This is a genomic window from Sphingobium sp. Leaf26 (assembly GCF_001421665.1).
Taxonomy (GTDB): domain Bacteria; phylum Pseudomonadota; class Alphaproteobacteria; order Sphingomonadales; family Sphingomonadaceae; genus Sphingobium.
In genome coordinates, this window is sequence record NZ_LMKV01000029.1 from 155,304 (window position 1) to 173,560 (window position 18,257).

The following is an 18,257-nucleotide window of genomic DNA, read 5'->3' on the forward strand; positions in this document are numbered from 1 at the left end:
TCCGTCATTGACCATGCGAAGCTGCGTCATATGCGTGAAACACAAGGGGCGCCATAGCCTTGCCTCTACAGAAGAAAGTGCTTTCCCGTGACATCCCGCGATCTTACCGGCTTTCTACCTCTGGGCGAGCCTCGGCCGGTCAGCAGCGCCCTGCCGCGCCGCCTGTCCGACATGGCCTGGCGGATTGCATTCGGCGCGATCGGCTGGCCCTGGTTGCTCGCCAGCCTCTCGGGCGGGCGGCCAGCGGACAAGCGCGCTCTGCTCGATGAACTGGATCTGGCCCATGATGCCCTTCCCCACCTTGGCAGTTGGAAGGCGGATGTCGGCTTCCTGCGTCACATCGTGCGGGAAATCGCGCGGCTGCGCCCCGCCCATGTGGTGGAACTGGGGGCCGGCGCCTCCTCCCTGATCGCCGCCCGCGCGCTGCAAATCCATGGCGGCGGCCGGCTGCACAGTTTCGACCAGCATGACGGCTTCGTCGATGCAACGCGCCGATGGCTGGCCGACCATGCACTGGACGTCGATATCCGCCATGCGCCGCTGACCCAAGAGAGCGCCGACTGGCCCGGCCGCTGGTATGCGCTGGACCAGTTGCCCGAGCGTATCGACCTCATCATCATCGACGGCCCGCCCTGGAGCGTGCATCCGCTGGTGCGCGGTGCGGCCGACAGCCTGTTCGCCCGCCTGTCGCCCAACGGCGTCGTGCTGCTGGACGATGCCGCCCGGCCCGGTGAGCGGCTGGTCGCGCGGCGCTGGCGCAAGCGCTGGCCGCACATCGACTTCCGCCTGATGCAGGACGGGACCAAGGGTACGCTGCTCGGCCGCCGTCGCGATACCAGCCTGCCGGTGGCCAACGACGATGACACTGGCCGTACCTGGCGCCACATGGGCCGCGCCGCCGCCATCGCCGCCCTGATCGCCACTGGCTGGATCGCGCGCGGCGAACTGGGCGAATTTCCCCAGAGCGCTCAGGCCAGCAGCTTCCTGGATGAAGCGGCCGCCTCGCGCCGTGCCGGCCTGCTGCGGCAGGGCATGGAGTCGCAGGTCGAAAGCGCCACGCTCAACCCACAGGAGATCGAGCAGTCGACCGGCATCGTCCTGCCCGCCTTCCCCGCCGGGTGGCGTGTCACCGACGTCCAGCTTTTCCCCACCGCCGACAGCCCGTCCATCGCCATGTCGATGGTGACTCCGCAGGGGGAGCAATTGTCCTTCTTCGCCGACCGGGCCGAAACCCCGGCTGAAGCGACGCCGATGATGGCGCGGAGACAGGGCGACACCATGGCCTATTGGGAAGCGGGTAGCATGGCCTATGCCCTGACCGGTCAGGCCGATGCCCGCCGTGTCATGCAACTGGCAGGAGAGATTGCGCGGGATAGCTGACCGGTACATTGAGGCGATCCGGGGCTGATGGCTCAATGTTTTACGCGATTTCCGGGCGGTCGGATGTTCCATCTGAATGGAAATAGCTTTAAGCGCGGCATCCATGGAGGATGCCCCGCAACCCGCAGCCCGCGCCAACGCGCGCCCCGCCCTTGGCAGCCTGTCGATGCTGTGGCACTTCGCCCGCCGCTATCCCGGCCGGATTGCCGGCGCGCTGCTGGCGCTGATCGTCTCATCGGCAGCGACATTGGGTATCCCCAGCGGCTTTCGTCTCGTCATCGACCGGGGGTTCATGGGCGGCGGCGATATCAGCCGCTGGTTCGAATATCTGCTGATGATCGTGGTCGTTCTGGCATTGGCGACGGCACTGCGCTTCTATTTCGTGTCCTGGCTGGGCGAGCGCGTGGTCGCCGACATTCGCAGCGCCACCCAAGCCAATCTGCTGCGCCAGGCCCCCCGTTTCTTCGAGGAAAACCGGCCGTCCGAAATCGCATCGCGCATGACCGCCGACACTGCCATCGTCGAGCAGGTGGTCGGCTCCACCGCCTCTGTCGCACTGCGCAATCTCGTCACCGGCCTTGGCGGGCTCGCTTATCTCTTCGCATTGGCGCCCAAACTGGCCGCCATGCTTCTGCTCGGCATCCCGGTCATCCTGCTGGTGCTGATCGGCCTTGGCCGGAGGGTGCGCGGCCTGTCCCGTGCCAGCCAGGATCGGCTGGCCGATATCGGCAGCATCACCAGTGAAGTGCTGGGTGCGATGAAGATCGTCCAGGCGTTCGGACAGGAACAACGGGAGGCCGCGCGGTTCGACGCGACGGTGGAAAATGGCTTCGGCACCGCCCGGAAACGAGTCGCCCTGCGTGCATTAATGACCGCCGTGGTGATCGCCCTGGTCTTCGGGTCGATTACCGCGGTCATGTGGCAGGGCGCGCTCGACGTTGCCGCCGGCCGACTGTCGGGCGGCAGCATCGCGGCCTTCGTGCTCACAGGTGGCCTGGTGGCCGGCGCGTTCGGATCGCTATCGGAAAGCTGGGGCGATCTGTTGCGTGGCGCCGGGGCGGCCAGCCGCCTGCACGAATTGATGACGGCCGAACCGGATATCGTGCCACCGGCTCATCCCGCGATCCTCGCACCAGCCGATCTGGGCGCGCATCTGGCCTTCCAGGATGTGCATTTCCATTATCCCACCCGGCCTGATCAGGCCGCCCTCCATGGCGTGTCCTTTGCAGTGGCGCCGGGCGAGACGGTAGCCGTGGTCGGTCCTTCAGGTGCGGGCAAATCCACGCTGATCCAGCTTGCTCTGCGCTTCTACGACCCATCCGCCGGTACGGTGCGCCTGAACGGCGTAGCGTTGCCCGATGCCGATCCCGCCGCCTTGCGCGCAATGATGGCCATGGTGCCGCAGGACAGCGTGATCTTCGCTGCGTCAGCCCGTGATAATCTGCGCTATGGCCGATGGGACGCCACGGACGCGCAGATTTGGGACGCCGCCCGCGCGGCTAACGCAGAATCCTTCCTGCGCGCCCTGCCGCAGGGGCTGGACAGCCATCTGGGCGAAGGCGGCGCCCGCCTGTCGGGTGGCCAGCGCCAGCGCCTTTCGATCGCCCGCGCACTGCTGCGCGACGCGCCGATCCTGCTGCTGGACGAAGCCACCTCCGCCCTTGACGCGGAATCCGAACGGCTGGTGCAGGATGCGCTGGGCCGGCTGATGCAGGGTCGCACTACGATCGTCATCGCCCATCGGCTGGCGACGGTCCGGGCGGCGGATCGCATATTGGTGATGGATGAAGGCCGGATCGTGGAACAGGGCGACCATGCGGCGCTGGTGGCCCAGGAGGGCCTCTATGCCCGTCTCGCCAGTCTCCAGTTCCAGGACGTGGCCGCCACCTGACCGGCCGCACAGGCGACTCAGCGCGCCGCAGCGCTTAGGTTTAATCGCACGATATGATCAAGAATGGCGGGATGCAGCGGCCGCTCGAAGGCGCATCCGGCTTCCGGGCCACGGGTCCACAGTACGCGCGCGCGGCGTCCCTCAAATCCCGGCAGCATGATCCACAAGTCCGCGCCGACCGCCAGCTTCATGAAGCTTTGCAGGCGAAATCCGGTGATGGACACGTCAGTGATGCGGCTGGTGAACCAGGTCTCACCCGGCCGCCGTACCTTGACCCCGATCTGGACATGGCGGCGTTCCGCCGCCCGGCCCTTCTGGCCATATTCTGTCTGTCGTTCCGCACCCATATCGCTACCGCTCTGCCGTTGGGCTATTGTCGGCCGACGAAGTAAGCAAAGGGTTAAGGCCGAGCCGATTGCGACGCGGCCTGCCGCTTTTCCGGCAGCGCATGCACAAAAAAAGGGCCGCCCGAAGGCGACCCCTGAATATCCGCAATCTTCTGTGGCCTTGATCCGACCCGCCATCCCGTAAACCGGGAAGTCTTGCGCGGGAAAAGCGCTGTCGGATGTCAGCGATCAGAAGCTGCCATATTGCTCGTTGCCGACGAAGCCCAGCTTCGTCACGCCCGCACGCTTGATCTCCGCCAGCACTTCGTCAACCGTGACGTAGCGCGTGGCGGCGTTCGGCTGGAACTGTAGTTCCGGCTCGACCGGCAGGCGCAGCGACTGCTGCAAATACTGACGGAGGGTCAGCAGATCGATTGCCGAACCGTTCCAGGTGATGATTCCAGCCGGATCGATCGCGACCTTGTTCTTGACCGGGTCGATCACGCTGTCCGTAGGCGGCGCGTTCTGCGGCAGGTCGATCTTTACCGCGTGGGTCTGGATCGGAATGGTGATGATGAACATGATGAGGAGAACGAGCATGACGTCGATCAACGGCGTCGTGTTCATTTCCATCATCGGCTCACCATCATCGGAGCCCATGCTCATAGCCATAGCGAAATCTCCTTAATCAGCCGGTCAGAGGCGGGTCGTCGTCGTGCCGGGTTCCGGCTCGGAGATGAAGCCCACCTTCGGGAAACCAGCGCGCTGCATCGTATAGATGGTGCCGCCGATGCAACGATAGGGGGTGTTGATGTCGCCGCGGATATGCACTTCGGGCAGATCCTCGGGCGTCATGTTTTCAACGCCACCAACCTTCTTGATGTCCGCTTCCAGCTTGGCCACGGCGCGATCCAGCAACTCGCTGGAGCTTACAGGAGCCATGCCCCAGAACACCGCGCATTTGCCATCAGAGGCCTGCGTAACCGAAAGAGACACATTTTCCGGCTTCGTCGTAGTGGGCTCGAAAGCCACTTTGGGAAGCTGGAGGTCGACCGTCTGGACGACGACCGGGACCGCGATGAGAAAGATGATGAGCAACACCAGCATGACGTCGACGAGCGGCGTCGTGTTGATGTCGGACAAAGGCTTGTCGTCACCGCCAGAGCCAGCACTCATTGCCATTGATATATCCTAACCTTGGTATCGATGGTGCCTCGTCGGACGAGGCCCACGTCCGGGAGGAAACAGGGCGGTCGCAGCCGCCACCCCGTTTCCTGACCGGAGTATTAAGGCAATCAGGCCTTGGTCGGAGCAGCAGCCGGCTTGGCAGCAACCGCCGGAGCGGCAGTGACCGAAGGCTTCACGGCGCCGTCCGAAACCAGATAGGCGAGCAGGTCGACGGTGAAACCGTTCAGCTGTTCGGCGATCGACTTGTTGCGGCGTTGCAGGAAGTTGTAGGCGAGCACTGCGGGAACGGCCACGGCCAGACCCAGGGCGGTCATGATCAGAGCTTCACCGACCGGGCCGGCGACGGCGTCGATCGAGGCCTGACCGGCAGCACCGATCTTGATCAGGGCGCGGTAAATACCGATAACGGTACCGAACAGACCGATGAACGGCGAGGTCGAACCGACGGTTGCGAGGAAAGCAAGGCCACCGTTCAGCGACGAGTTGATCGCGGCTTCCGAACGCGCCAGCGAGCCGTGCAGCCAGTCATGCGCTTCGACCGGATCCTTCAGCTTGCCATGTTCGTCCTGGGCCTTGATGCCGTCGTCGACGATCTGCTTGTAGGCCGAGTTCTTTTCGAGCTTGGCCGACGCTTCCTTGAGCGAAGCCGAGCGCCAGAAGGTCGCACGAACCTTCTTGCCCTGGTTGATCACCTTCTGCTGTTCGATCAGCTTGGTGAACAGAATGTAGAAAGTACCGACCGACATGGCGCACAGGATGAGGAACACGGTCCAGGCGATGGTACCACCCTGTTCCAGGGCTTCCATCAGGCCATAGGGGTTTTCCGGCTTGGGAGCCGCAGCTGCGAGATACATCAACATGTTCAAGACTTCCCTCTCAATGAGATCAAGCTAGGGCAAGGCGGCGTCACGCGCACGCCTTCCCGATCAGGATTATTCCGGCAGACGCCAGGTGATACGCCCGTTGTAGGTGTCGGGCATTTCCGCGCCATCAGAACCCTTGGCCGGCTTGAAGCGCGCACGCTTCGGCAGCAGACGGCAGGTTGCTTCGTCGAGGTCGGCATGGCCGGTCGACTGCGTGATGGTGCAGTTGGTCACACGACCATCTGCGCCGATTTCCAGACGGAAACCGGCCGTACCCGAACGTTCTTCGCGCTGCGCGCGGCTCGGATAGTCGGCATCGCTGAGCCAGCTGCCCGGCGAGCTACGCGGCGAAGCGCGCGTTGCAGCCTGAGGCGGTGGCGGCGGTGCGGCCGGGGGGGGCGGCGGTGCGGCGACCGGGACCGGATTGAACACCGGAGGGGGTGTCCGAACGGTCTGAATCGGCGGCGCAGGCGCCGGGGTCTGCACAATCGGCGGAGGCGCGACAACCGGCGGCGGCTCGATCGGCTGATCTGGCGGCGGCGGCGGCGGCTCCTCGTCCGGTGGTGGCGGTTCCTCCTTCACGTCGATCACGTTCAGCTGTTCTGCCGCCTTTTTGACATATTTCATGCCAAGACCGGTGACGAAGGCATAGCCAAGAACAGCGTGAATCAGGGCGACGATGACGATCGAGACAGTCCGACTCGATCCTTGCGAGTGGTCAGCATAGGCCATTCGGCAACGACACTCCTTAACTCATCTTACCAGTGGTTTATACAAAATCAGCCAAAAACGACCCAAGCCGACCGGGCTATCCCAATCGCCTTTGGCCCCTGTCCGTTCATTTGCTACCGCGCAAACTCCTATCGCGGCGCATCGTGGCACGCAAACGCTTTATCGTTTTGTTCATTTGCGGTTACCATTTCATATCGGAATGACTTGCCTGTGACATCCTTGCCACGGGCCAATAACACAGGACGAAGATGACGATGAAATCCGCTACCCGCCTGACCCGTTTTGGGTTGGCCTGCCTCATTTCCGCCGCATCTCCCGCGGTTTTCCCGGCATTTGCCCAGAATGAAAAAGTGGTGACGAAACCCTCATTCGGACCGGCGGGCTTGTCCTACGCCGATATGGTGGACTTGGCGGACAAGGCACCGCTGGTGGCCCATGTGCGCATTCGCAACATCATAGCCCTGAAGCCCGTACAGGCGGGAATCGTGCCGTCGGGACATAAAAGACTGTTTGTGGAGGCCGATGTAGCGGGGCTGATTCGCGGCGATGCGGGAATCAGTCCTATTGTAACTTATCTTTATGATGCCCCCATCGACGCACGGGGGAAGATCCCGAAGCTGAAGAAGGCGCAGGTCATCCTGTTCGCCCGTCCCGGCAATCGTCCCAGCGAGATCCAGTTGATCGCCCCGGATGCCCAGATTCCGGCGACGCCTGCGGAAGTCGACAGGGTGAAGGCCGTGCTGTCCGCCCTGGTCGCGCCCGGAGCACCCCCACGGATCATCGGGCTGGGCGATGCCTTCCATGTCGCGGGCACGATCGCTGGCGAGGGCGAGACGCAGATCTTCCTGCGGACCGAAAATGGCGACCCGGTGTCACTCTCGATCCTCCGCCGGCCCGGACAGGCGCCGCACTGGGCGGTCGCCTTGGGGGAGATCATGGATGAAGCCGCTCGCCCGCCCGAACCCGGTAGCCTGCTCTGGTATCGCATGGCGTGCAGCCTGCCTGGCTCCCTGCCAGCCCGGTCGGTCCGCACCCTGTCCGTGCAGGATGCGGAAGCCGCCCGCGCCGACTATGCCGTCGTGATCGCCGCGCTCGGGTCGTGCGGGCGGACGCGGCCGCCCGCTTGATTCGGGCTGGCGCGTCCCCACCACCTGCTTTTCCTTTGGACAGATACGCCGGTACGGCTATCAGCGCGGCGTTCATCAGCCGGAAGGAAGACACACCGCCATGACCAATCTGCACCGCCATGCCCCGCTGCGCGTCGCGCTTGTCGGCCTCGGCACGGTGGGCGGCGGGGTGATTCGGCTGCTCGAAACCAATGGCGACCTGATTGCCCGCCGCGCCGGTTGCCCGATCCAGATCGTCGCCATTTCCGCGCGCGACCGGAGCAAGGATCGCGGTGTCGACCTGTCGCCCTATGAATGGGTGGATGACATGACGACGCTCGCCACCCGCGACGATGTGGATGTCGTGGTCGAACTCATCGGCGGCGCGGACGGCCCCGCGCTGACGTTGGCGCGCCAGTGCCTGACCGTCGGCAAGCCCTTCGTCACCGCCAACAAGGCGATGCTGGCGCATCACGGCCTTGATCTCGCCCGCCTCGCCGAGCAGGGCGGCATCGCGCTCAAATATGAAGCCGCAGTGGCAGGCGGCATCCCGGTCATCAAGGGCATGCGCGAAGGCGCCGCCGCGAACGAGATCAGCCGTGTCTACGGCATATTGAACGGCACCTGTAATTACATCCTGACCACGATGGAAAAGGAAGGTCGGGGCTTCGACGAGGTTTTGAAGGAAGCGCAGGAGCTGGGCTATGCCGAGGCCGACCCCAGTTTCGATATCGATGGTGTCGATGCTGCGCACAAGCTGACCATCCTTGCCAGCCTGGCGTTCGGCACCGAACTGGATTTCGAGGCGGTCGTGACCACCGGCATCCGCCACATCATCGCTGCCGATATCGGCGAGGCCGCGGCGCTCGGCTATCGTATCCGCCTGGTCGGCATGGCGCAGAACGGGCCGGAGGGCTTGTTCCAGCGTGTCCATCCAATGCTGGTTCCGCTCGATCATCCGCTCGCCCATGTCGACGGATCGCTGAACGCGGTGGTGGCGGAAGGTAATTTCGTCGGCCGCCTCTTCTTCCAGGGGCGTGGCGCCGGCGATGGCCCGACCGCATCGGCCGTGGTCGCCGACCTGATCGACGTGGCGCGCGACGAATATGGCGATGCCTTCGCCATGCCGGTCGCTGCCCTGACGCCCCAAAATACCGCCGATGCTGGTCAACGCATCGGCCGCACTTATCTGCGCTTCAAGGTACAGGACCGCCCCGGCGTATTGGCGGAAATCGCCGCTGCCACTCGCGATGCCGGCGTATCGATCGAAAGCATGATCCAGCGCGGTTCCCATCAGGAAGACGGCGTTCTGGTCGCGATCGTGACCCATGCCGGCGAAGAACGCTGCGTGCGCGAAACGCTGGAGCGGCTGGCCGGGTCGGACAGCCTGCTCGACTTGCCGATGGTCATGCACATCCTCGACTGAACTGGCCTACTGCTGCCCGGCGCCCTTGATGCGATCAAGTGGCGGTGGCGACAGGTCAGCGCCGGGATCTGCAATCGCCGTCAAGACTTTCACCAGGGCATCTGCCGCCTGGAAAACCGGCAGACCACCGGTACAGCCCGTCCCCTGCCCGCCCACCACGCCGCAACTGCCTTGCCTGGGCGCTGCGGCCGAGGCACGGGGCGCTTCGCCGCGCGGCGCCCCCGCTCTTTCTTCGGAAATGCGTGGCAAGGGCAGGCGCTGCTTCGCATTCCGTTCCGCGCGCGTGCCGCACACCACGATCGCGTCGCCGCTGCGGTCGCAGGGACGAACCACTTGGGTCTTGTCCCGATAGGCCGCCATCAGCCTGTCCCCGTCCGCCTCCTGTGCGGCCAGCGGCGAGGCCGCCATCAAGGCGACAAGAAGGAAGCGCTTCATCGCCGGCAGGAAAGCAGCCAATCATGGCTGCATCATGACCCCGCCCCGTTGTGGAAATGGATCGGCCGCGGGGCCTTCCTCGCTCGACAAGCAGGAGGCAAACTCCTATCGCCTCGACCCATAAGACAAGGCAGAGGAAGTTTATGGTTCAGGGAAGCTCGATACTCGATCGCGTCCTGGTGCTCGAAATGGTCCGCGTTACCGAAGCGGCCGCGATCGCCGCGTCGAAGCTGATCGGCCGGGGCGACGAAAAGGCGGCCGACGCTGCCGCCGTGGAGGCGATGCGCCTCGCCTTCAACGATCTCTACATGGATGGCACGGTCGTCATTGGCGAAGGCGAACGGGACGAGGCACCGATGCTCTATATCGGCGAAAAGGTCGGCAATGCGATTGGCACCGGTCCCCGGATCGACATCGCGCTCGACCCGCTGGAAGGCACCACCATCACCGCCAAGGCCGGACCGAACGCGCTTGCCGTACTGGCTATTTCAGAGGAGGGCGGCCTGCTCAACGCCCCCGATGTCTATATGGAAAAACTGGCGATCGGCCCCGGCTATCCCGATGGCACGATCGACCTGAAAAAATCGGTGCGGGAGAATGTCGGGGCGGTTGCGAAGGCCAAGGGCGTCGATCCGCACGAGATCATCGTCTGCGTGCTTGACCGACCTCGCCATGAACGACTGATTGGCGAATTGCGCGCGATCGGCTGCGGCATCATGCTGATCCCGGACGGTGATGTGGCCGGGGTGATCGCCACGACTGATCCCGATACCACGATCGACATCTATATGGGATCGGGCGGAGCGCCGGAGGGCGTGCTGGCCTGCGCCGCGCTGCGCTGCGTCGGCGGCCAGTTCAAGGGCAAGCTGCTGTTCCGCAATGAGGATGAAAAGGCGCGTGCCCGCAAATGGGGCATCACCGACCTCGACAAGATTTACGACCTGAATGAACTGGCAAAGGGCGACTGCATCTTCGCCGCGACCGGCGTGACCGACGGGTCGCTACTGGACGGGGTCAAGCGTCTGCCCGGCGGCAAGCTGACCACCGAAAGCGTGGTGATGCGCGCCAGCACCGGCACCGTGCGCTGGGTGAAGGGCGAGCATCGGTTCGATCACAGGAACCAGAGTTGAGATGATTTGGGGGAGCTGTCCGGCTCCCTCCAATGACATAGAGCATGATGCGATTAGAGTGAACCGCATCATGCTCCGGGAGTCTTTCGTCTTCAGCAATTTTCGAGCCGTCATCTGTTCCGGATGATTTCAAAATGCCCTAGCGGCCGGCGCGGTGATTAAGGTCGTGGCCGAGCGCCAATATGCCGACACCGATCAGCGTATAGATGCTTTCCTGCATGCCATGGTCCATGGTGAGCGCGCCCGCCATGACGCCCAGGCCCAGCGATCCGATCGCCGCCGGCATCATATAGCCATGGACCAGCGCACCATGGCCGAGCGCGACCGCTCCCAGCAGGATCGCCAGCACCAGCCCGGCTTCGTGGAAGAGCGGGCTTTCGAAGATGCCGCCCGCTGAAGCAAGCAGGCCCAATATCACCGCAGTGGCGAAACAATGGGCAACACACAGGCCCGACAGCGCGATCGCGATCCGATCGATACGACCGCTCATCAGGGCATGGCGCAAAGTCAGTTTCATTGTCGCCGCTACATAGGGCAACCAATCATAAGTTACAACATAACATCCTGATTTTTCCGTCGCGATAGAGCGCGAATCATTGTCACGATCACGCGGCGCGGCGCAGGCAGTTCCGGCCGCTATGCTTGGCGCGATAGAGCGCCTTGTCCGCCACCTCTAGCATCGCGGAGCGATCGGACATACCGTCCAATTCGACCAGCCCGGCGCTGAAGGTGATGGAGATCGCAACCGAAGCTTCGACCAGGATCGGTTCGGCCAGCAGCGCGCGGAGCCGCTCGCACATTATGCTGGACCGATCGATGTCGCTATTCTCCAGCAGGATGGCAAATTCCTCACCGCCCAGACGGCCGATGGCGTCGGCGGCGCGCAATCCTGTACGCAGCCGTTCGACAAAGGCCGTCAGCACCCGGTCGCCTGCACCATGGCCGAAGCGGTCGTTGACCGACTTGAAATGGTCGATGTCGATCAGAAGCAGAGACGAGCGTGCCCCCATGGCGGCGCGCTCGATCTCGCGGTCCAGCTTGTCGAGAAAGGCACGGCGGCTGTCGGCACCGGTCAGCGAATCGCGCGCTGCCACCTGTTGCAGCGCGCGCTGGCGCGCCTTGTGTCGGGACATGTCGCGGATCATGCTGACGACACCGCTGGGCAACCCGCGTTCATCTATCATGGCGCGACTCACCATTTCACACCATTCCAGCCCGTCGGTCAGCACCAGCGGGCGAAACTCCACCTTGTGGACGGAACCGGGCTGGGCCAGCGCGCGGCGATAGGCGGCGATGACGACCGCCCGGTCCTCCGGATCGACCAGATTGGCAGCCTCCTGCCCGACCAGCAGTTCCGGCGCGTAGCCGATCTGCTCGGTCGCGGACGGAGAAGCATATTGAATCACTCCATCCGCGCTGATGTTCAGCACCAGGTCGCCGCTATATTCGGCCATCGCCCGATAGCGCGCCTCGCTCTGTTGCAGCATCTGGAACAGCCGCTTGCGCGCCGCCAGTTCGACCGCGACGGGCATGCACAGCAGGAAGCTGAGGGCGAGATAGAATTGGAAGAACTGGATGCGTTCGCCCGTGTCTTCGGCAACCCAGGCCAGCGGGCCGATGCCCATCATGGTCGCCTGCCCGCCAATCACAGCCAGCAGGATGATCGCCAGGGCCGACCCCATATGGCCGACGCGGAAGGCGATCAGCACCAGCGGCAGGAGCGGCGCGAAGAGCAGCGGATAGCGCGCCCAATGGAAGACATGAACAGTCGTCAGCGCGAACAGGGCCAGCAGCAGCACCGCCTCTATCCTCGACCGCGTCGATGCTTCGTCCAGCCAACGGCGAAACTCGCCCTGAAAGGCCATGATCAGGATCGGCGCACAGATCAGGCCACCCAGCACATGACCAGTATACCATTGGGTGAAGGAATGAGCGAAGGAGACGGATGTCAGCGTCGAGGCGACCCAGGCCGCGCACAGGCCGGCGATGATGTTGGCCGCGCCGCACAGCGCAATGACGAATACGACCAGAGGGCGAATCGCCCCCGTGACCAGCCTGTCCGCCACGAACCAGCGGCAGATGACCGCCACGATCAGCGATTCGAGGATATTGATCGCCGCCATCGGCAGCGCTGCGGCCGGCCCCATGCCAACCCAGGCGGTCGCCGCCGCGCTGGCGATGCCGCAGGCGATGATCGCACGCGGCCAATGCGCGGTGCGCGACGTCAGCAATTCGGCCATGAGGAAGGCATTGGCGGCCCAGATGAAGGCCAGCCCACCTTCGAACCGCGACATGACCAATGCCAGCGACGCGACCACGAAATAGACGCAGCCGGTGGCAACCGGGGTGATCCAGGATGGGATATGGCGAGGGACGGTACGCGGCATGGTGCAGCTACTGCTACGCCGTCATTCTTAATATTTGCTCTCGGGCGTTACGCCATCATGACGATGTCGTCACGGCCGGGCCAGCAAGGTGCGCCATTCCGCCAAGCGCCCTGCCCTGACATCGTCCGCCATGGTCGGTACGAATCGCGTCCGAGGCGAAGCCATGTCGGTCGCCGCCTCCAGCGACGGGAATAAGCCGCAGCCCAAGCCAGCCAGCATCGCCGCCCCCCGCGCCGTCGTCTCGACATCGGCAGGGCGTTCAACGGACAGGTCGAGCATATCCGCCATATCCTGCGCGATCCAGTCGTTGGCGCTCATGCCGCCGTCGATGCGCAGCATGTGCCAGGGCGCGCCATCAGCGGTAAAGGCAGCGGCCAGATCATGCACTTGATGCGCCATCGATTCGAGCGCGGCGCGGATGATATGGGCGCGGCTAGTGCCATGGGTGAGGCCGCCGATGATCCCGGTGGCCTCCGGCCGCCAATGGGGTGCGCCGAGGCCTGACAGGGCCGGCAGCAGGACCACGCCGCCATTGTCCGGCACGGACCGGGCGATCGCATCCGTATCCGCCGCGGCCGCGATCAGGCCCAGACTGTCGCGCAGCCACTGAATCAGGCTGCCGGCAACGAAGATGGAGCCTTCCAGCGCATAATGGCGGCGGCCGGCGACCTGGCACAGGACCGTTCCCAGCAACCGGTTGGCGGAGGCAGGCAATCGCTCACCCAGCGACGCGAGCACGAAAGCGCCGGTGCCAAGCGTCGCCTTGACCACGCCCGGCGCCAGGCAACCCTGCCCGATGGTTGCCGCCTGCTGATCGCCAGCCAGACCGCAGATTCGGATCGATCCACCCAGCAGGTCCGGCAGGGTCGCGCCGAAATCGCCGGCATTGTCGACGATGGCCGGCAAGGTCGTCAGTGGGACGCCGAACAAGGCGCAGAGTTCCGCGTCCCATCCCGCCCCATCCAGCGCCATCAACTGGGTGCGACTGGCATTGCTGGCGTCGCTGATGTGCAGGCCGCCGGTCAGTTTCCACACCAGCCAGCTTTCCACCGTCCCAAAGGCCAATCGGTCGCCGGCCGCCGCGACCTCCGGACAATGGTCGATCATCCAACGCATCTTCGTCGCGGAAAAATAGGGATCGAGGATCAGGCCGGTACGCTGCTGAACCAGCGGCTCATGCCCGCCGTCCCGCAGCCCCATACATTGATTGGCCGTGCGCCGGTCCTGCCAGACGATCGCCCGGCCCAGCGGATCGCCGCTCTGCCGGTCCCAAGCCACGACCGTCTCGCGTTGATTGGTGATGCCGATCGCGGCGATCCGGTCGGCGCCGCCCGCTTGCGCCACCATCTGTAGCGCGCAATCCAGCGTAAGCGTCCAGATTTCCGCTGCATCATGTTCGATCCAACCGGGCTGTGGATAAAATTGGGTCAGGTCCGCCTGCGCCGTCGCGACGCGGGTACCATCGGGCGCGAACAGCATCGCCCTCGTCGACGTCGTCCCCGCATCCAGCACCAGCAGATGCCGCTCGCTCATGCCCTCTCCTCCAACCATTGCTCCAGCCGCTCCACCTGCGCATGGTCCAGCCGCAGGCCAAGCTTGCTCCGCCGCCAGAGGATGTCCTCGCTGGTCTGCGCCCATTCGCGGGTCATCATGTGGCGGACCTCCGCCTCGCTCAGCCCATGACCGAAAGCCAGTCCCAGCCCGGCCGCATCGCTGGCGTCGCCCAGCCAGACCCGCGCCCGCGTACCATATGCTCGCGCGATCCGATCGACTGTGATAGGCGCCAGAAAGGGGTAGTCGCGGGCCAGATCGGCAGTCAGCGCCGCCAGGCCGGTCATAGGGAAGTCTCCGCCGGGCAATGGCGCACCGGCGGTCCAGTCGCCGCCTTGCAGGACAGGCAGATAGGGCTTGAGCATCTCCACCGCCTCCGCCGCGAGATGGCGATAGGTGGTGATCTTGCCGCCGAAGATGCTGAGCAACGGCGCGTCTCCCGGCGTGCCGTCGATATCCAGCCGATAGCCCCGCGTCGCCGCCTCCGGCCGCCCCGAACCGTCATCGACCAGCGGGCGCACCCCGGCATAGGACCAGACGACATCGGCCGGAGCGATCCGACGCGCGAAATAGCGATTGGCCGCCTCGCACAAATAGGCGACCTCTTCATCGCTCGGCTCGACCCGGTCCAGCCCGCCTCGATGATCCCGATCGGTGGTGCCGATCAAGGTGAAGTCGTATTCATAGGGGATAGCAAAGAAAATCCGGCTATCAGGCAACTGGAAGAAATAGGCATGGCCATGATCGAACAGGCGCGGCACGACAATATGCGACCCGCGAACCAGCCGCATATGGCGATCGGTCGGCCGACGAGCGCGTTCCAGCAGGTCCAGCACGGCGGGACCAGCGGCGTTGACGACCGCACGGGCATGGAGTCTCTGCACTTTACCCTGTGTCGTTCGCGTCTGGATATGCCAGAGGCCCTCGGCCCGTTCCAGCCGCACGACGGCCGTGCGGGTATGGACATCCGCGCCCCGATCGGCGGCATCGCGCGCATTGAGCAGGACCAGCCGGGCGTCATCGACCCAACCATCCGAATAGCAATAGGCCGGCCCGAAAGCGGGCTTCAACGCTTTGCCCGCCGCATGACGGCGCAGGTCGATCGCATGGGTCGCGGGCAAGGCGCGACGACCGCCAATATGGTCATAGAGAAACAGGCCCATCCGTAACATCCAGCGCGGGCGCAGGCCTTTTGTCCAGGGCAGGACGAAGCGCATCGGATGGATGATGTGCGGGGCGATTCCCCAGAGCCGCTCCCGTTCGATCAGCGATTCGCGCACCAGCCCGAAAGCATGATGCTCCAGATAGCGCAGTCCGCCATGGATCAGCTTGGTCGAAGCGGAGGAGGTGCCGCTGGCCAGATCGCCCTGCTCCAGCAGCAGCACGCGCGCTCTGCGGCCGGCGGCGTCGCGGGCAATGCCGCAGCCGTTTATCCCGCCGCCGATGACGGCCAGGTCGTAGATGTCGGCTGCTGGCGTATCGCTCACACCCCATGATGTAGGCGGCGGCAGCGGACTAGGGAACCGGCAAATGTAAAACCCGGCGGCGCATGCCATCGCATGCTCCGCCGGGCCTTCGTCAGTCCCCGGACGAAGAGGGTCAAGCCAGGCTGTCGATCACCAGCCCGCTGTTGCTGCTGTCGGTACTGCTCGTCGCGCTGCCGTACAACGACTGCGACAGGCTGCTCCGCAGATTTTCAAGGAAGGCAATGATCGAATCCAGCTGGTCCGTCGCGCTGGCTGCGTCGGTACTGCTGGTCGTGCTGCTGCCTTCGCTTTCGTCACTCGATCCCGATGGCGGCGGACCCGGCGGCGGACCACGCATGGCGCCGGGGCCACCTACCCCGCCTATGCCACCGATGCTGAAGCCCTGCTCGTCGCCGCTGGCGTCGGCCGTCGTGGTTGCCCTGCCCGGCCCTTGCGCAAAGAAGCTCTGCAACGCCGCCGCCTGATCTTCGGTCAAAGTACCCGCCGACACCTGATCGTCGATCAGCGAATCAATCCGATCTTTCATCGCGGACGGAGCGAGCCGCGAGTTGCTTTCGCTGGCGGATGACGAGAGTGCGCTGTCGATCGAATCCAGCGCGGTTTCCAGGGCATCGCCGTCGACTTCCGACAGCGACCCCGACTCCACGGCGGCGCCGATCTTCCGGTCCATCATCGCGCGGGGCGATGGCGGCATATTCATATTATAACTATTGATGCTGGTCATGATTGAAGCCCCCGTTTCGTTTCAGCAGGGGCCATCATGCCGACAAGGTCTGAAAAAACCTTGTATTTCAATGATGTAATTTATTGAAATATAAGCGCTACAGTCACCAATACGCAGTTGACGGGGTAGCGTGAGTCAGGCTTTTTCCAGCGTGCATTGCAGCGGATGTTGGTTCTGCCGGGCGAAATCCATCACCTGATTAACCTTCGTTTCAGCCACCTCATAGCTGAAGACGCCGCATACGCCGACCCCGCGTTGATGTACGTGCAGCATTACCCGTGTGGCCTCCTCCATATCCATGCGGAAGAAGCTTTGCAGCACATGGACGACGAACTCCATCGGCGTATAATCGTCGTTCAGCATCAGCACCTTGTAGAGCGAAGGCTTCTTGGTGCGGGTACGAGTGCGGGTGGCGATACCGACGCTGGGGCCGCCGGGGCCTTCACCCTGATCGTCCGGATCCTGGCCGGCCATGGTGACGGGGCCTGCATGGGATGGAGTAAAGCTGGTCATGATGATCGAGGATATGGCGATTTCCCGCTCCATGGCAAGGGGTGGGGCGGTCGATCCAACCGCTGACGCCAATAATTCAACGTTAACGCGAAAGGGGCGCCGCCCTCCATCCGGAAAGCGACGCCCCTTTCAGACCTGAGCATAATCCGGTCATTCCGATCATGCTCCCATTGTCTTTTGTTTACCGCATTTTCCGAGCCAGCAGGCTATCCCGCCTGCTTCGAAAATGCTCCAGGCTTGGAAAAGCTTGGCCGATCAGGCGGCCAGCGACTTCACCTTGTCGGTCATCAGCGTCACGCGGGCGGTCAGCGGCTGGGCAACTTCGCCGGCCAGCTTCATCATCGCTTCGCTGTGCTTGGCGGCTTCCTTCGTGAACTCGTCGAAGCTGCTCGACAACATCTGGCTCTGGAGCTGGAAGAATTCGGTCGGCGTCTTGACGGTCGAGAAGCTCTTGAACGAGGCGGTCGCCTTTTCGAAGTTCTTCTTGCTGTAGTCGACGGCTTCCTGGCCGAGCGTTTCGATGCCCTTGGCAGCGATCTTGCCCGATTCAACCAGCGCTTCGACATTGCCCTTAGCGATGTCGCTCAGCTCTTCGATGGCCTTGGTCGACTTTTCGACATGGCCCTTCGCCTTTTCGTTGAAATCGGCATAGGCCGTTTCAAACTTGGCCTTGGTGTCTTCGGCGAACTTCTTTCCGGTTTCAATGACGTCGGTCATGCTCTTGGTTCCTTCTGCGGGCAGCGGCTGGGTCGCGATTGGCTCGGCCTTTTCGGTCAGGCTCTCTGTGATTTCGAGTGTCGACGAAGGGGTCGGCGTCGGCGTGGGGGCCGGAGTAGGCGTCGGCGTCGGCACGGGGGTCGGCGTCGGTTCCTTCTGCGGGTTGGTATCGATCGGCTTGACCGCCGCCGAAACCGCCGCCGGCTTTTTGGGCACGGGCTTCTTCACCGGCGCGCTTCCGATCGCCGATTCAGCCGCCTTGAGCGCCTCGCTCGCCGACAAGGTCGTCGATGCCGCTTTGGCAAGCGGGCTGCTCTTCGAGGTCTTTGGTGAAACAGCCATGACCATCCTCCGTTTGTTGCACTGCACAATAAGCCTTTTGCACTGCATCCGCAATAGTT

At 63.9% G+C, this 18,257-nt stretch carries 18 protein-coding genes; 5 read left to right on the top strand and 13 right to left on the bottom strand.

Annotated features, from left to right (window positions below):
* The first annotated feature begins 87 nt into the window (after positions 1-87).
* Positions 88-1,380, top strand: coding sequence for a class I SAM-dependent methyltransferase (locus ASE85_RS18255; protein WP_056691848.1), 1,293 nt, complete (start codon positions 88-90; stop codon positions 1,378-1,380).
* A gap of 103 nt (positions 1,381-1,483) precedes the next feature.
* The gene (locus ASE85_RS18260; protein ID WP_056691850.1) at positions 1,484-3,271 is read left to right on the top strand and encodes an ABC transporter transmembrane domain-containing protein; all 1,788 of its coding nucleotides are present in this window, start codon (positions 1,484-1,486) and stop codon (positions 3,269-3,271) included.
* 17 nt (positions 3,272-3,288) lie between these two features.
* On the opposite strand, the gene ASE85_RS18265 is transcribed toward ASE85_RS18260, so the two are convergent.
* The 5 genes from ASE85_RS18265 to ASE85_RS18285 all read right to left on the bottom strand — a co-directional run bounded on the left by ASE85_RS18265 (position 3,289) and on the right by ASE85_RS18285 (position 6,380).
* Entirely contained in the window at positions 3,289-3,618 is a 330-nt protein-coding gene (locus ASE85_RS18265; protein ID WP_056691853.1) for a PilZ domain-containing protein, read from the bottom strand.
* Positions 3,619-3,846: 228 nt separating this feature from the next.
* The gene (locus ASE85_RS18270; protein WP_056691854.1) at positions 3,847-4,269 is read right to left on the bottom strand and encodes an ExbD/TolR family protein; all 423 of its coding nucleotides are present in this window, start codon (positions 4,267-4,269) and stop codon (positions 3,847-3,849) included.
* Between the two features lie 24 nt (positions 4,270-4,293).
* Entirely contained in the window at positions 4,294-4,779 is a 486-nt protein-coding gene (locus ASE85_RS18275) for an ExbD/TolR family protein (RefSeq protein ID WP_056691857.1), read from the bottom strand.
* A 113-nt stretch (positions 4,780-4,892) separates the two neighbouring features.
* A complete protein-coding gene (locus ASE85_RS18280) occupies positions 4,893-5,645 on the bottom strand; it encodes a MotA/TolQ/ExbB proton channel family protein (RefSeq protein WP_200928398.1) in 753 nt (250 codons plus the stop codon).
* Between the two features lie 72 nt (positions 5,646-5,717).
* Positions 5,718-6,380, bottom strand: coding sequence for an energy transducer TonB (locus ASE85_RS18285; protein WP_056691861.1), 663 nt, complete (start codon positions 6,378-6,380; stop codon positions 5,718-5,720).
* 254 nt (positions 6,381-6,634) lie between these two features.
* Between ASE85_RS18285 and ASE85_RS18290 the strand changes: the two genes are divergently transcribed.
* Together ASE85_RS18290 and ASE85_RS18295 are read left to right on the top strand one after the other, a co-directional pair.
* Positions 6,635-7,507, top strand: a complete 873-nt coding sequence (locus tag ASE85_RS18290; protein ID WP_200928402.1) for a hypothetical protein — start codon at positions 6,635-6,637, stop codon at positions 7,505-7,507.
* Positions 7,508-7,607: 100 nt separating this feature from the next.
* Positions 7,608-8,912 carry a homoserine dehydrogenase gene (locus ASE85_RS18295; protein WP_056691864.1) on the top strand — a complete coding sequence of 435 codons (1,305 nt, stop codon included), beginning with the start codon at positions 7,608-7,610 and terminating at the stop codon, positions 8,910-8,912.
* 6 nt (positions 8,913-8,918) lie between these two features.
* On the opposite strand, the gene ASE85_RS18300 is transcribed toward ASE85_RS18295, so the two are convergent.
* The gene (locus ASE85_RS18300) at positions 8,919-9,368 is read right to left on the bottom strand and encodes a hypothetical protein (RefSeq protein WP_235523609.1); all 450 of its coding nucleotides are present in this window, start codon (positions 9,366-9,368) and stop codon (positions 8,919-8,921) included.
* A gap of 122 nt (positions 9,369-9,490) precedes the next feature.
* Between ASE85_RS18300 and glpX the strand changes: the two genes are divergently transcribed.
* A complete protein-coding gene (gene glpX / locus ASE85_RS18305) occupies positions 9,491-10,477 on the top strand; it encodes a class II fructose-bisphosphatase (protein ID WP_056691866.1) in 987 nt (328 codons plus the stop codon).
* A 139-nt stretch (positions 10,478-10,616) separates the two neighbouring features.
* On the opposite strand, the gene ASE85_RS18310 is transcribed toward glpX, so the two are convergent.
* The 7 genes from ASE85_RS18310 to ASE85_RS18340 form a co-directional block, all read right to left on the bottom strand.
* A complete protein-coding gene (locus ASE85_RS18310) occupies positions 10,617-10,994 on the bottom strand; it encodes a MerC domain-containing protein (protein ID WP_056691869.1) in 378 nt (125 codons plus the stop codon).
* An 88-nt stretch (positions 10,995-11,082) separates the two neighbouring features.
* A complete protein-coding gene (locus tag ASE85_RS18315) occupies positions 11,083-12,864 on the bottom strand; it encodes a sensor domain-containing diguanylate cyclase (protein WP_056691876.1) in 1,782 nt (593 codons plus the stop codon).
* A 69-nt stretch (positions 12,865-12,933) separates the two neighbouring features.
* Positions 12,934-14,397, bottom strand: coding sequence for a glycerol kinase (locus tag ASE85_RS18320; RefSeq protein ID WP_056691880.1), 1,464 nt, complete (start codon positions 14,395-14,397; stop codon positions 12,934-12,936).
* Positions 14,394-15,902, bottom strand: a complete 1,509-nt coding sequence (locus ASE85_RS18325; RefSeq protein ID WP_056691883.1) for a glycerol-3-phosphate dehydrogenase — start codon at positions 15,900-15,902, stop codon at positions 14,394-14,396. The genes ASE85_RS18320 and ASE85_RS18325 overlap by 4 nt, the downstream gene beginning before the upstream one ends.
* Positions 15,903-16,014: 112 nt before the next feature.
* Positions 16,015-16,626 (bottom strand): hypothetical protein, encoded by a 612-nt coding sequence (locus ASE85_RS18330; RefSeq protein ID WP_056691887.1) that lies wholly within the window; start codon positions 16,624-16,626, stop codon positions 16,015-16,017.
* A 135-nt stretch (positions 16,627-16,761) separates the two neighbouring features.
* Positions 16,762-17,172, bottom strand: coding sequence for an ATP-dependent Clp protease adapter ClpS (gene clpS / locus ASE85_RS18335; RefSeq protein ID WP_056691889.1), 411 nt, complete (start codon positions 17,170-17,172; stop codon positions 16,762-16,764).
* A gap of 222 nt (positions 17,173-17,394) precedes the next feature.
* Positions 17,395-18,198 carry a phasin family protein gene (locus ASE85_RS18340; RefSeq protein ID WP_056692076.1) on the bottom strand — a complete coding sequence of 268 codons (804 nt, stop codon included), beginning with the start codon at positions 18,196-18,198 and terminating at the stop codon, positions 17,395-17,397.
* Positions 18,199-18,257 lie beyond the last annotated feature (59 nt).

Coding starts and splice junctions, on each gene's coding strand:
- ASE85_RS18260 (WP_056691850.1), top strand. CDS start 1,484: ATGGAGGATGCCCCGCAACCCGCAGCCCGCGCCAACGCGCGCCCCGCC.
- ASE85_RS18265 (WP_056691853.1), bottom strand. CDS start 3,618: ATGGGTGCGGAACGACAGACAGAATATGGCCAGAAGGGCCGGGCGGCG.
- ASE85_RS18270 (WP_056691854.1), bottom strand. CDS start 4,269: ATGGCTATGAGCATGGGCTCCGATGATGGTGAGCCGATGATGGAAATG.
- ASE85_RS18275 (WP_056691857.1), bottom strand. CDS start 4,779: ATGGCAATGAGTGCTGGCTCTGGCGGTGACGACAAGCCTTTGTCCGAC.
- ASE85_RS18280 (WP_200928398.1), bottom strand. CDS start 5,645: ATGTTGATGTATCTCGCAGCTGCGGCTCCCAAGCCGGAAAACCCCTAT.
- ASE85_RS18285 (WP_056691861.1), bottom strand. CDS start 6,380: ATGGCCTATGCTGACCACTCGCAAGGATCGAGTCGGACTGTCTCGATC.
- ASE85_RS18290 (WP_200928402.1), top strand. CDS start 6,635: ATGAAATCCGCTACCCGCCTGACCCGTTTTGGGTTGGCCTGCCTCATT.
- ASE85_RS18295 (WP_056691864.1), top strand. CDS start 7,608: ATGACCAATCTGCACCGCCATGCCCCGCTGCGCGTCGCGCTTGTCGGC.
- glpX (WP_056691866.1), top strand. CDS start 9,491: ATGGTTCAGGGAAGCTCGATACTCGATCGCGTCCTGGTGCTCGAAATG.
- ASE85_RS18310 (WP_056691869.1), bottom strand. CDS start 10,994: ATGAAACTGACTTTGCGCCATGCCCTGATGAGCGGTCGTATCGATCGG.
- ASE85_RS18315 (WP_056691876.1), bottom strand. CDS start 12,864: ATGCCGCGTACCGTCCCTCGCCATATCCCATCCTGGATCACCCCGGTT.
- ASE85_RS18320 (WP_056691880.1), bottom strand. CDS start 14,397: ATGAGCGAGCGGCATCTGCTGGTGCTGGATGCGGGGACGACGTCGACG.
- ASE85_RS18330 (WP_056691887.1), bottom strand. CDS start 16,626: ATGACCAGCATCAATAGTTATAATATGAATATGCCGCCATCGCCCCGC.
- clpS (WP_056691889.1), bottom strand. CDS start 17,172: ATGGAGCGGGAAATCGCCATATCCTCGATCATCATGACCAGCTTTACT.
- ASE85_RS18340 (WP_056692076.1), bottom strand. CDS start 18,198: ATGGCTGTTTCACCAAAGACCTCGAAGAGCAGCCCGCTTGCCAAAGCG.